The sequence below is a fragment of the Streptomyces sp. NPDC006463 genome, from assembly GCF_042870715.1.
Lineage (GTDB): Bacteria > Actinomycetota > Actinomycetes > Streptomycetales > Streptomycetaceae > Streptomyces.
Genome location: NZ_JBIAHP010000006.1, coordinates 350,675 through 362,876, shown reverse-complemented (window position 1 = coordinate 362,876; position 12,202 = coordinate 350,675). Strand labels below are relative to the sequence as shown.

The window sequence follows — 12,202 nt, the reverse complement described above, 5'->3', positions numbered from 1 at the left end:
CATGGGAAAGCTGACAGTGGGTGCGCTGCGCGCCGTGCTCGCGGTGGTGCTCGCCGGCACCGTGTTCGTACAGGCATTGATGGTGTGGGTGTTGGTCAGCGGGAGCGACCCGGAGGACGGTTCGCTCCCGCTGACCCCGCTGCGCGTGATCGTGATCCTGGGCATGATGTCGGCCCAGGTCGCCCTGGTCTGCGTATGGCGGCTGGTGACGATGGTGCGACGCGGAACCGTGTTCTCCCACGCCGCCTTCCGTTACGTGGACGGCGTGATCGGTGCGATCGTGGCCGCTGCCCTGTTGTGGTTCGCGATCACGGTCATCAATGCGCCGGGCCAGCGGGAGGACCCGGGCGTCACCGTCATCATGGGCGGGGTCGGCCTGGCCATCCTGGGGGTCGCGCTCATCGTGCTCGTGCTGCGGATGCTGCTCGCCCAGGCCGTCGCGCGCGACGGCGAAGCGGCGCGGATGCAGGCCGAGTTGGACGAGGTGATCTGATGCCGATCGCCGTCGACATCGATGTGATGCTGGCCAAACGGAAGATGTCCGTGGGCGAGCTCGCGGACCGCGTGGGGATCACGCCCGCCAACCTGGCGGTACTCAAGAACGGCCGCGCCAAGGCGGTGCGCTTCGCGACGCTCGCCGCGCTCTGCGAGGTGCTCAAGTGCCAGCCGGGCGACCTGCTGCGCTGGGAGGCCGAGGACACCGCGGGCGAATGAACCGGGCCCACCGACGCGTCATCGCCGGCCGCCTGCCTTTGGCCGACCCGGATGTCACCCGATTGCGTCGAAGCCCCGGGTCTAAGGGCTGTCCCGTAATCCCCGGCGGGCGCACGACGCCGGCTACGGCACCTCGCCGCGTTGTCGGAACGCCCGAATACGCCCAGTATGAGGGCGCCCCTCCGCCTTGCGATTCACCGCATCCGACGCTGTGCGCTGACCCGCCGGGGATTACGGGACAGCCCTTAGCGCTGCTCCTGAGCCTTCTCCTGGAGTTCCACGAAGGGCGTCTGTGCCATTGAGCCGCGCACCTTCGTCAGGCCGTACCGATCCATAGTCGATTTATTCTTGTTGCTGCTGGTGAGAAGGTCGGCTTTTCTTTGTCCCGGCGGCGTCACAACCACGTGGATAAATGTCACACCATCCTTGTCCTTCACCCACCACAGTGTTACGCACTGCTTTCCTCTGGTCACATTGAGAAGCTCATTGCTGTTCGAGATCCCGGATTGATATCTGAACTCTGCGCCAGGAGGCCCCTTGGGGACATCTTCACCTTTCGGGATGTACGTCTTGGCATTCTTCCAGGAATGCTCATAGTCGGCGCTCATTATCATTCTGTCTTTCCTGATCACGTAAAGCTCGGTTTGGGCGCTGACTGCTTCGTAGTTGGCCGTACCGGGATTGTGGATCTCGATGACCGCATCCTGCGCAAATTCTTCTCCTGGATTCAAGGCCCGTCCTGGCGGTTTGACGAACTCGTCAGAGTCGATCTGCGTGTACTTGTCATCGCTCTTGGGCAGGCCCCTGATCCAGAAGATGCTGCCGAGGACGTATACCGGAACCTGTCCAGAATTCTTCACGTACAGATGGACCGGCAGGTACATCGTCTTCCTGTCCTTGTCCAGGCTTGGCGCTCTGAATTCAGCTCCACTCTGCACCAGCGGAGATGTGACATAGGGGACATAGAATTGTGAGTACGTCAGGTTGGTGACAGCGAGGAGAGCTGGGACGAGCGCCCCGATCGCGATGCGCCTGGGATTGCGAATGCCCTCCCATGCCCGGCTGCGAGTGAGTATCCACAGAGCCCATGAAGACCAGAGCGTGAGGGGCACCCAAAGCAGCAGGTAGATGTTGTACACATGGCCGCTGATCTGCACTATGAGGAGCACTGAGCTTATGCCGAGGGCGACCAGAGCTCCGAACAGGACGAGTGCCCCTGAGTATTTCATCTGCCGCTTACGCCAGTAGTCGAGAGTGGCCAGCGCGGCAATAACTTCGATCAGGGCCAGGGCGAGGAAGGTGACTCCTGCGATTCGTCCACCGTAAGTGAGGGCATCCAGCGTGTCTGCTATGCCGATCTTAGCGAGCACGAATGAAGTCGTGAGGAGGCCGACGGCCATGACTGTGCCGACGGTTCGCCGGGGCCGCGGGCGATCCGGCCAGACAGTACTGTCTCCGCCGATCCATTGGATGTCGTGCCCGAACGCCACACCAGCACGTGTCAGGAGTCGTTGGAGCTCTCTGGGTGACCACACTCTGCCTGCGTATTTACCGTCGATGATGACTTTTCGCAAGCCGAGCTCATCCGGTGCCCCTACGGATATCACGGGCGTGTTAGCCATGACACCAGCGTGCCCCTTGCGCAGGGTACCCGCCCCTCGGAGGCGCACCTCGGATGCGCCATCCGTGTAATGGCAGGGGCGTGCCTGTCACCCGATTGGGCTAACAGGGTGCGCGCCTTGACGCGGCGTGGGGTGAACCTGGGCATGACGAATCACTCGTCCTGACGGGAGCTCCCCATGCGTAGACGTCTTCTCGGATTCGCCGCTGCCGTGATATTGGCCGCTCTTGGAACCATGGGCTCTGTCGCGCATGCTGCCGTGCCCAGTGTCGACAAGCCTACGTGCACGGCGAATGGCGGAAAGGTGCAGTACGACTCCGATACCGGCCTGTGGACCTGCGTCGGCGGCATGTACGACAAAGAGCCCATCTCCTGACACGGCCGGATCTTGCGAACGACCCACACCCGGCGGGGCTGGAACTTCCTGCCCCGCCGGGGTGTTTGAGGCAGGGGCTCTCCCGCCGGTCAGAGGCCCCACGTGTGGACGTGGTCCGGGTGGATGCGGACGACCTCCGGGCTGAAGTGGGGGCCCAGGGTGTGCGGGCCCACTTCGAGCGTGGCGTGGCCGCGGATCTCGATGCCGCGCACCCGCCACGGGTGGGCGCTCACCAGGTCGTCCACGACCAGCGCCAGCCGCGGGTTCCGCTGGAGGTTGCGCCACTTCTTCGTCGCGCCCATCGCCATCCCGCCCACCAGGATCGTCCCGTCCTCCTGAGGGAAGAAGCCCACCGGGTTCGCCTGCGGCTGCCCGGTCGCGTCCACCGTGGCCAGGCGGCCCAGGCGCTGGGAGCGGAGGTACGTCAGTTCCGCCTCGCTGAAACCCTCGAAGTCCTTCATACCGGAAGCCTCGCAGAGGCCGTGGCCACCCGCATCGGGCCGCGGTCCTAGGGCGTCAGACCCCCGCCACCACCGCGCCCAGCCACGCCCCCACCACCATCAGGCACGCGAACAGCTCCACCAGCACGCTCGTGCCCACCGCGCGCATCACCGTCCGTACCGACGCCCATGCCTCGCCGTGCGTCCCGAGGCGGAGCCGCTCGCAGAGGTAGATGCCGCCCACGAAACCCGGGACCGCCCCCAGCACCGGGATCAGCACGAAGCCCAGGACCGCGCCGGCCCCCGCGTACACCGCCATCCGGCGGCTCACCGCCACCCCCCGCAGCCGGCGAGGCGGGAGCAGCCACTTCACCACCTGCACCACCAGCAGCAGGGCCGTCGCCGCGACCAGCAGGGACCAGGCCGGCGCCGACCGTTCGTGCAGCGCCCACCACATGACACCCGCCCACACCAGCCAGGTCCCCGGCACGCCGGGGACCAGCACCCCGATCAGCCCGAGCAGCAGCACCAGCCCCACCAGGAGCAGCTGCGGCGGATCCATCTGCTCAGCGTGACCGATCAGGGGCTATCGGGCCACCCAGCCCCGCTCGTACGCGTGCCAGCCCAGCTGTAGCCGTGTCGTGACCCCGGACAGCTCCATCAGGCCCTTCACGCGCCGCTGCACCGTCCGCAGGCCCAGCTCCAGGTGTTTGGCCACGCTCGCGTCCGTCATTCCCGCCAGCAGCAGGGACAGGATCTCCAGGTCCGTGGCGTCCGGTCCGCCGTCGGACTCCTCCGGCGAGCCCGACGAGCCCAGCCGTAGCGGCAGCGACTCCCGCCACACCGCCTCGAACAAGCCCGTCAACGACTGCAGCAGCCCCGACGCGTGCACCACCAGCGCCGCGGGCTCCGCCCCGCGCGCCGTCAGCGGGACCATGGCGAGCGTCCGGTCCGCGATCACCAGCTTCGTCGGGACCTCCCCCGTCACCCGGACCCGCTCGCCCCGGGCCAGCGCCGTCGACGCCTCCCGGATGCCGCTCGGCGTGCTCAGCACCTCCCGCTCGATGACCACCCGGTAGTCGACACCGCGTACGGAGGCCCGGTCCGCCGCCTCGTTGTCCGTGCCCGTCACCACGTGCGGCCGGCCGGTGACCAGCGCGCAGACCTCCTCCACCGCGCCCAGCTGGACCTGGTGGAAGCGGTGCGCCACCGCGCTCGCGCCCTGCACCACCTCCACCAGGTCGTGCACCGCCGGTTCGGCGGCCTCGGCCCGGAACTCCTCGGCCAGCAGCGCCGCCGCCACCTCCGCCTGCTCCAGCTCGTGCCGCTGCTGGGTGAGCAGCGCGCCGAGGGCGACTCCCGGCGGGGCCGCCACCCAGCGGCCCGGCCGGGCGGAGGACTGCGCCGCGAGCCCCTGCCGTTCCAGGTGCCGCAGTGCCCGTTCGGTCTGCGGCACCGGCAGGGTCAGCCGGTGCGCGAGGTCGGGCACCTCCGCCGCCCCCAGCGCCACCAGCGCGCGGTACGCCGACTCCTGGCCCTCGTCCAGGCCTATCGCACCCAGCAACCCGTCCACCCACCTCTCAGCACACGCCGCCTGGCGGGAAGCGGCCACGGCGCGAACCCGCCGCGGACATCATCGCCGCACCCCCCGCCACTCTGCCAAGGTGACGCCGCCGCAGCACCAACATCCGCTGGCCATAAGCCACTTACGCGGCAGCTTTGCCGTGCATGGCAGCAGTTGGCCGGAATTCGCCTGGGGAGAGCGATGCGCCCGATATCGCGCACGGCGCTCGGGGCGGCCACCGCGGCCGTCCTGGCCGTCACCACCGTCGGCCCGTCGACGGCAGAGCCGAGCGACGGAGCGTCCGAAGCGGGAAAGAGACCACTCGTGGGAAGTGAGGCGGCCGGGCAGCAGCCCACCGCCCCCGTCACGGTCACCCTCGTCACCGGAGACCGGATCGTGGTCTCCACCGACGCGGCCGGCCCGCGTACGTCAAGGTGCCGCTCGCCCTCGACCCGGCGGCGAAGCTGGAGAGTTCGCAGTACCGTCGTCGCCACGGCGAACGGCGTGCGCGTCTCACCCCCTTCTCCGGCAGCCTCCAGCTGGGCCGCGACGGGGAGGTCATCGGCGACAGCTGGTACCCGTTCGGGGGCTTCGAGGTCCCGGCCGAGGAGGGCGGTACGAACTGACCCAGTCCATCGAGGAGGTCGGTTCGCCGTCGCGCGTCTGGCAGCGGTCCACCTCGGTGCGGACGACCTGGGGTTTCACCTCGAAGCTCGACGCGTCGGCCTGCTCGCAGAGACGCCCGGTCCTCTTCCCGTGCTACGAGGCCCCGTTGGACGGGATGAAGACGGCCCCGGCGGCGAACGGCCAGAGCATCGGGCTGGGCGTCACCGGGCACGCGGGCTACGCAGCCGGCGCGCTGAAGTCCGCGAAGCTGTCGTACTCCTACGACGGTGAGAACTGGACGGACGCGAAGGTGAGCGAGCGCGGCGGCTGGTGGTCCGCGGTCGTGGACCACGCCGGAGCCGCGGGCAAGCCGGTCTCGCGGAAGGTCGAACTGCCTGACGCGAACGGCGCATCCGTGACCCAGGCGGTCGCGAGGGCGTACGACGTCCGCTAGTCGTTACGGGTCATGAGGAAGGGGTCCACCGGGCGGCGGCCCGGTGGACCCCTTTTCGCGGATTCGGTGTTTTCCGCCCGTGCGGGAGGCCGAGAATGGGGACATGAGTCAGCAGGGCGCGGGTGCGGACGACTGGTGGCAGAAGCTCTACGAGGACCCGGACGCGGTCCCGGAAGCCGACCCGGGGGACACCCTGGACAACCGCTTCCGTTCGGCGGCGGTCCTGACCACGGATCCGGACGCGGACCCGGTGCCGGGACCGGCACCGGGAGCGGCGGTGCCGGGACCCGAGGCGGCGCCCGCGCGGCCGCCGGAGCCTCCCGCCCCTCCCGTCCCTCCCGCCGCTGAGCCGCTCCTCCCGGGACCCCGCCGCTCCCCGCCCCCACCCCCGCCGGGCTGGCCGCCCGCGGCGCCCCCGGCCCCGCCGCTGGACTCCGGGGTGCCGGGGCGGGATCCGGGTCTGCCGGCCCGACCGCCGTCCCCGGCTCCGCCATGGGATCCGGCCCCGCCGCCCCCGCCGGTCACGCCGCCGTCCCCGGCTCCGCCAGGGGCGGCCGGGGTACCGGGGCCGCGTCCGGCTCCGGATCAGCAGCCGCCCGTACCGCCCGTACCGCCCGCGCCCCTGCGGGATCCGCGGGCCGGGGGTGTCACCGGGTACGCCCTCGGGGACGTGGACGTACCACCGGTGCCGCAGTCCGGACTCCCGGCCCGGCACCGGGACGCCCCACAGCCCGCACCTGCAGCCACACCTGCACCCGCACCCGCACCCGGACCGGCGGAGCCGGAGCGGCGGCCCGAGGTGCGTCACCTCGGCGACCGGGCCCCCACGTACGCCGCCGAGCCCGGCGCGCTCCCGCCCGCCGACCCCGCCGCCCTCGACGGGCTGACCCCCGACACCGTCCTGGAGGGCGCCCGCTACGGTACGTACACCCTGCGCGCCGCCTCCCTGCGCGGGGACTCCGCCCGCTTCCGCGGCGAGGCCCGCCGGGACTTCCTGCTCACCGCCCGCTTCGGCGGCGGCGACGACGCCCTGGTCCTGGTGGCCCTCGCCGGCGGCGACCGGTCCGCCCCCGGAGCCGCCGAGGCCGCCGCCGAGCTCTGCCGCACCATCGCGGCCGCCGTCGGGCGCAGTCAGGAGCGGCTGGCCGACGACATCCGGGCCGGGCGCCGCGACGCCCTGCGCTCCGGCCTCCAGCGCCTCACCGACCGGGGGTACGGGCGGCTGCGGGCCCGCGCCGCCGAGCTGGGGCTCGCCGAGGAGGCGTACACCGCCGGAGTGCGCGGACTGCTGCTCCCGGTGGACCCCGAGTGCCGGACCCGCGTGTGCTTCGGCTCCGGCGCGGGCGGGCTGTTCCGGCTCCGGTCCGGTGCGTGGCAGGACCTGGAACCGGCGGCCGGCCCTCCCGGCGACCCGACCGGGACCACCGGGACCACCGGGACCCGAGAAGGGCCCGAGGCCACCGACCCCGTCGACGGCGGCTTCCGGTTCCGCGCGTCCGTGGCCCGCCCCGGCGACACCCTGCTGTTGTGCTCCGGCGGCCTGGCCGAGCCGATGCGGGAGGAGGGGCTCCTCACGGCCGAACTCGCGGCGCGCTGGGCCGACCGGGAGCCGCCCGGCCTCGCCGCCTTCCTCGCGGACACCCAGCTCCGCCTCAAGGGCTACGCCGACGACCGCACGGCCGCCGCCGTCTGGGAGGCGTAACGGGCGAACGCATGGCTGGAGGGGAGGCACACGCAACGGAGGAGCGGACGGGACCGGTCCGCAGACCGCGAAGGGTGCCTCCCCCACGGCCAAGCAGAACGTGGCGCAGCAACTCGTCGACATCCTCGTGCGTCCGCCGGTCGGGGTGACACCGACCGGATCCAGGTCCGCCACGAGGAGACGGCGTCCTTCGCGGCCGGCTCGCCGCCTGCGGCCCAACCTGCACCTGATCATCGGCCTGTGCGACGCCCACCCCTCGATGGCCCCGGTGCTCGCGCTCGCCTCCCACATCCCCTCCTCGGAGATCGGCCTCGGCTACTTCCAGGAGACCCATCCCGACCGGCTGTTCACCGAGTGCAGCCACTCCAGCGAGCGCACGCCCTCGTCACCGCCCGGCCCTCGGTGCGCCCCGGCGACGGCAAGATCGGCACCTCCCGGGCGCACGCCGCGGTGATGGAGTTCGCCGGCCTGGTCAAGGCGCCCATCGGGCACGCCCTGCGCGGCAAGGAGTGGATCCAGTACGACAAGCCTTAGCGGCGTACGTATCTCGGTGTAATTGTGATGTTGCAGCATGCTCGCGCAGCCACGCCCCGCGGGACGTGGCTGCGGGGCGCCCAGTGGGGTTTCCAGTCGACCATCTGCCCGTCGCCCGTACCGCCCTTGCAGGTGCTGTTCGCCCAACTGACCGGTCCGCCGCCCTGCTCGCACTCACCCGGGGTGAGGCTTTCGGCGGTAACGGTGGTGGCGGCGGTGGCGGTGGCGGCACCTTCCCTTCGGGTGACGCCTGTCGAGAGTGGGTCACCGGCGACGCAGGGACGGATACCGGTCCCGCAACCCGCCGGAGAGGCCCTGAGGGCCGTGCTCGCATTCACGTACGCAGGTATCACCAGTACGACAACCCGTACGACGTCGGCATGAGCGGGCTCCTCGGCTACGGCGCGGCCTACGAGGCGACCCACGAGTGCGACCTGCTGATCCTGCTCGGCACGGACTTCCCGTACAACGCCTTCCTGCCCGACGACGTGAAGATCGTCGAGGTGGACATCCGGCCGGACACCTCGACCGCCGCTCGCAGTTGGACCTGGCCGTCTGGGGAGACGTACGGCAGACCCCGCGCACCCTGAACACCCGCGTGAAGGCCAAGACGGACCGCCGCTTCCTGGACCGGATGCTGAAGAAGCACGCGGACGCGCTGGAGGGCGTGGCCAAGGCCTACACGCGGAAGGTCGAGAAGCACGCGCCCATCCACCCCGAGTACGTGGCGTCGGTGCTGCACGAACTGGCAGACGATCACGCCGTGTTCACCGTCGACACGGGCATGTGCAATGTGTGGGCCGCGCGCTATCTTTCCCCGAACGGCAAGCGGCGCATCATCGGCTCCTTCAGTCACGGCTCGATGGCCAACGCCCTCCCGCAGGCCATCGGCGCACAGTTCACCGACCGGAACCGTCAAGTGGTGTCGCTGTCGGGCGACGGCGGTTTCTCGATGCTGATGGGAGATTTCCTCACCCTGGTGCAGTACGACCTGCCCGTCAAAGTGCCCCCTTCAACAACTCATCTCTCGGTATGGTCGAGTTGGAGATGCTGGTTTCCGGCCTGCCCTCCTACGGGACGACGAACAAGAACCCCGACTTCGCCGCCATCGCCCGCGCGGCGGGTGCCCACGGGGTTCGCGTGGAGAAGCCCAAGCAGCTCACAGGGGCTTTGAAGGACGCCTTCAAGCACCGGGGGCCCGCTCTGGTGGATGTGGTGACCGACCCCAACGCCCTGTCGATTCCGCCGAGGATCAGCGCCGAGGTGGTGACCGGATTCGCACTTTCCGCCAGCAAGATCGTGCTGGACGGCGGAGTGGGCCGCATGATCGAGATGGCTCGATCCAACCTCCGCGACGTACCGCGCTCATAAGCCCGCAGGAGTGCGGATCCGCCCGGGGGGCATGCATCCCGTAGACCTGTTCGAGAGCAGTGGACGCGGGAGGGGCATCGCCGTGCGGGTGGGGGCGAAGACGGGGAAGCCGTGGAGGAGGGGCCGGCCTGTACCGCGCGAACCGTCGGTCGAGGACGGGGAAGCGGCGGACGGGGTGGAGATCACCCGCAGCGTGCGCCGGGCGGACCTGAAGGCCGTGGGTGAAATCCGGCGGGCGTTACGGGAGTTGATGCGGCACCGGTGCGAGGCCGACTGCGCGGAGGTGGCCGAACTCCTGATCACCGAGCTCGTCACAAACGCCCTCGTCCACACCGAGCAGGGCGCGGAGGTGTCCGCGAGCCTCGCCGCCGCCCGGTTACGGGTGGAGGTCCGGGACTACGCCTCCCGCCGGCCCCTGCCGTACGTACCGACCGCCGACGACGGTACGCACGGCCGGGGGCTGATGCTGGTGCAGGCCCTCGCCGACGCGTGGGGCGTGGAGGTGGCGGGACCGGGACGCGGCAAGGTGGTCTGGTTCGAACTGGACGGAGGGCTCGCCTGAGGAAAGGCGAGCCCTCCGGGGTTCCACCGGACGTCCCGGTGCAGAACCGGTCAGCCGAACTGCTGCTCAAGGTCCTTCAGTTTGCGCTCCAGCGAGTCGAGCCGGGGGAGCGCCTGGGTGTCGTCCTCGGCGGTGAGGTCCACCGTCCGGGAGCCGGTCACCTCAAAGGAGTCGGTCGTGCTGACGGCCTGCAGGGAGGGCCTTCGGCGCAGGGGTGGCAGCTGGTCCCGTTCGGGTATGGCCGGCTCCGCGCCGACCGGCGCGGAGCCCGTTCCGGGGGCCAGCCCCGGCATGTCGCCCTCGCGGGCGCGAGCCCGCCCGAATGCCCTGTTCTGCCGGCCGAGCGCCCTGATGTGCGCGCGGTCCAGGCGGTGCTGCTCCCTCCGGCGGTGCCGGTCGTTCTCCTTCTCCTTCTTGTCCTCGCGCACGTCGTCCACGGCTTCGTCGAGGGTGCGCACCCCTTCCAGCAGCATGAGCGACCAGGCGCCGAAGGTCTCCCGGGGCGCCCGCAGCCAGCGGACCATGCGGATCTGCGGCAGCGGGCGGGGGATCAGGCCCTGCTCGCGCAGCGCCGCGCGGCGGGTCTGCTTGAGGGCCCGGTCGAAGAGGACGGCCGCCGAGAGCGACATGCCGGCGAAGAACTGCGGAGCCCCGTCGTGGCCCATCCCGCGCGGTGCGTGCACCCAGTTGAACCATGCGGCCGCGCCCGCGAACAGCCAGACCAGCATGCGCGAGCCGAGGGCCGCGTCGCCGTGGCTGGCCTCGCGGACGGCGAGCACCGAGCAGAACATGGCGGCGCCGTCGAGGCCGAAGGGGACCAGGTACTCCCAGCCCCCGGAAAGGTTGAGGTTTTGCCGGCCGAAGCCGACGAGCCCGTGGAAGGAGAGCGCGGCGGCGACCGCCGCGCAGCAGAAGAGCAGGACGTACGAGGCGGTCCCGTAGACGGCTTCCTTGCGCCTGCGACGCTCCTCGCTGCGCTCCCAGCTGTCCTCGGTCGCGGCCTTCTCGCTCTCGCGCTTGCCGCGGGCCAGTACCGCAACTGCCGCAAGTACGCCCAGGATCAGCAGGCTGCCGGGCAGCAGCCAGTCCAGCGATATGTCGGTCAGTCTCATGCGGATTTCCTTGCCTCGCGTCTGCGGCTGTGCGGCTTCCGGGCGCCATAGTGGCGCAGGTGACCGACCGTGCACGCGGGATTCGGGGCAAGAGGACGCCATCGGGGGGCCGGGCCCGCCGGATAGGGTGTTGTTCCTCGAACTGACGCTCGTCCGCTCTTGGTTGAGTTCGATTACAGCCACCCTTACGGGTGGGTTCAGGCGGTGGCGGCCGCCGTGAGCCGGGCGACGCGGTCCGCGTCGCCGGTCCGGGGGCAGGTGACGCAGGTGTCGTCGGGCCGGATCGTGTAGAAGAGGCAGCAACTGGCCCGGTCCCGCGTGGGCAGCTCCGTGCCGTCCGGTCCGAGGAGGGTACGGAAGCCCGCGCCCCCGGTGTAGGGGGCGGTCGAACCGGGCAGGAGCGCCTCCAGCTCGGCCATGGCCCGCCGCTCCTCGCCGAGCAGGTGGCCGATGTACCAGAGGCTCTCCACGACCTCGTCGGTCACCATGCCCCACAGGGCGCGGCGGCCGCGTCTCATGCGCGGGCCGAAACCTTCCAGCACGGGGCCGAGGTGCTGGGCCACCGCTGCCCGCACCTCGCCGCGCAGCGCCTCCTCGTCGGGCACGACACGGGCCCCGGGGAGAGCGGCCGCCGGGTCGTCCGGCAGACAGGCGAAGCCGTCGACCCGCACGGTCATCCGGCCCAGCGTCCGGTGGAAGGCCACTTCGGAGACCGGGAGCCGGGGGACCCGCCGGTGCAGGAACCAGGGGACGGTGATCAGCAGGCAGGCCGGCCACGCGTACCGGTGCAGCCCGAAGCTCGCGACCACGTCCGGGCGGGCCTGGCGCCCGTAGTCCCGCAGCACCTGGGCGTCGTCCCAGGCGAGGAAGGCGTCCAGGGCCGGTCCGCCCGCCGCGAGGTCCTCCGCGCGGACCCAGCCCGCGCCGCTGGGCGGGTCTTCGTGCGCTGCCCGTTCCGCGACCCGCAGCCCGCCGAACGCCTCCGTCAGGCGGGCGTACGCGTCCGCCACCGCGGAGGACGGCGGGGCGGACGTGACGTCCGGGGTGGGGGGAACGGCCGTGACGGTCATGAGGGACCACCGAATCGCGCGATCGTTAACAGGTTAGCCTTACCTTACCCGATCGCGATCAGGTCGTATCCTCAGA

At 70.8% G+C, this 12,202-nt stretch carries 13 protein-coding genes and 1 pseudogene; 8 read left to right on the top strand and 6 right to left on the bottom strand.

The features are described from left to right. The first annotated feature begins 1 nt into the window (after window position 1). Complete coding sequence (locus tag ACFYOB_RS14270; protein ID WP_388559463.1) at window positions 2–493, top strand: DUF2975 domain-containing protein; 492 nt, start codon at window positions 2–4, stop codon at window positions 491–493. Further along, window positions 493–714: a helix-turn-helix transcriptional regulator gene (locus ACFYOB_RS14265; protein WP_355913188.1), complete on the top strand. Its 222-nt coding sequence runs from the start codon at window positions 493–495 to the stop codon at window positions 712–714. Before ACFYOB_RS14270 ends, ACFYOB_RS14265 begins: the two co-directional genes overlap by 1 nt. Before the next feature lie 245 nt (window positions 715–959). Here the strand turns inward: ACFYOB_RS14265 and ACFYOB_RS14260 are convergent, their stop codons facing one another. The 4 genes from ACFYOB_RS14260 to ACFYOB_RS14245 form a co-directional block, all read right to left on the bottom strand. Continuing rightward, a complete protein-coding gene (locus ACFYOB_RS14260) occupies window positions 960–2,336 on the bottom strand; it encodes a hypothetical protein (RefSeq protein WP_388559460.1) in 1,377 nt (458 codons plus the stop codon). Between the two features lie 464 nt (window positions 2,337–2,800). Continuing rightward, window positions 2,801–3,172 (bottom strand): PPOX class F420-dependent oxidoreductase, encoded by a 372-nt coding sequence (locus ACFYOB_RS14255; RefSeq protein WP_388559457.1) that lies wholly within the window; start codon window positions 3,170–3,172, stop codon window positions 2,801–2,803. A 55-nt stretch (window positions 3,173–3,227) separates the two neighbouring features. Then, complete coding sequence (locus tag ACFYOB_RS14250; RefSeq protein ID WP_388559454.1) at window positions 3,228–3,713, bottom strand: DUF456 domain-containing protein; 486 nt, start codon at window positions 3,711–3,713, stop codon at window positions 3,228–3,230. Between the two features lie 24 nt (window positions 3,714–3,737). Then, the gene (locus ACFYOB_RS14245; protein WP_388559451.1) at window positions 3,738–4,715 is read right to left on the bottom strand and encodes a helix-turn-helix domain-containing protein; all 978 of its coding nucleotides are present in this window, start codon (window positions 4,713–4,715) and stop codon (window positions 3,738–3,740) included. A 434-nt stretch (window positions 4,716–5,149) separates the two neighbouring features. Between ACFYOB_RS14245 and ACFYOB_RS14240 the strand changes: the two genes are divergently transcribed. The 6 genes and pseudogenes from ACFYOB_RS14240 to ACFYOB_RS14215 all read left to right on the top strand — a co-directional run bounded on the left by ACFYOB_RS14240 (window position 5,150) and on the right by ACFYOB_RS14215 (window position 9,944). Beyond that, entirely contained in the window at window positions 5,150–5,341 is a 192-nt protein-coding gene (locus ACFYOB_RS14240; RefSeq protein WP_388559448.1) for a hypothetical protein, read from the top strand. 56 nt (window positions 5,342–5,397) lie between these two features. Continuing rightward, window positions 5,398–5,775 (top strand): hypothetical protein, encoded by a 378-nt coding sequence (locus tag ACFYOB_RS14235; RefSeq protein ID WP_388559443.1) that lies wholly within the window; start codon window positions 5,398–5,400, stop codon window positions 5,773–5,775. Window positions 5,776–5,878: 103 nt separating this feature from the next. Beyond that, window positions 5,879–7,477: a protein phosphatase 2C domain-containing protein gene (locus ACFYOB_RS14230; RefSeq protein WP_388559436.1), complete on the top strand. Its 1,599-nt coding sequence runs from the start codon at window positions 5,879–5,881 to the stop codon at window positions 7,475–7,477. A gap of 354 nt (window positions 7,478–7,831) precedes the next feature. Further along, complete coding sequence (locus tag ACFYOB_RS14225) at window positions 7,832–8,011, top strand: hypothetical protein (RefSeq protein WP_388559433.1); 180 nt, start codon at window positions 7,832–7,834, stop codon at window positions 8,009–8,011. Window positions 8,012–8,361: 350 nt separating this feature from the next. Further along, a pseudogene (locus tag ACFYOB_RS14220) lies at window positions 8,362–9,382 on the top strand (thiamine pyrophosphate-dependent enzyme); the annotation flags it as partial. Window positions 9,383–9,632: 250 nt separating this feature from the next. Beyond that, window positions 9,633–9,944, top strand: coding sequence for an ATP-binding protein (locus ACFYOB_RS14215; RefSeq protein ID WP_388559526.1), 312 nt, complete (start codon window positions 9,633–9,635; stop codon window positions 9,942–9,944). A 50-nt stretch (window positions 9,945–9,994) separates the two neighbouring features. On the opposite strand, the gene ACFYOB_RS14210 is transcribed toward ACFYOB_RS14215, so the two are convergent. Continuing rightward, complete coding sequence (locus ACFYOB_RS14210; protein ID WP_388559430.1) at window positions 9,995–11,056, bottom strand: DUF2637 domain-containing protein; 1,062 nt, start codon at window positions 11,054–11,056, stop codon at window positions 9,995–9,997. Window positions 11,057–11,253: 197 nt separating this feature from the next. Then, window positions 11,254–12,126: a (2Fe-2S)-binding protein gene (locus ACFYOB_RS14205; RefSeq protein WP_388559427.1), complete on the bottom strand. Its 873-nt coding sequence runs from the start codon at window positions 12,124–12,126 to the stop codon at window positions 11,254–11,256. Between the last annotated feature and the right edge of the window lie 76 nt (window positions 12,127–12,202).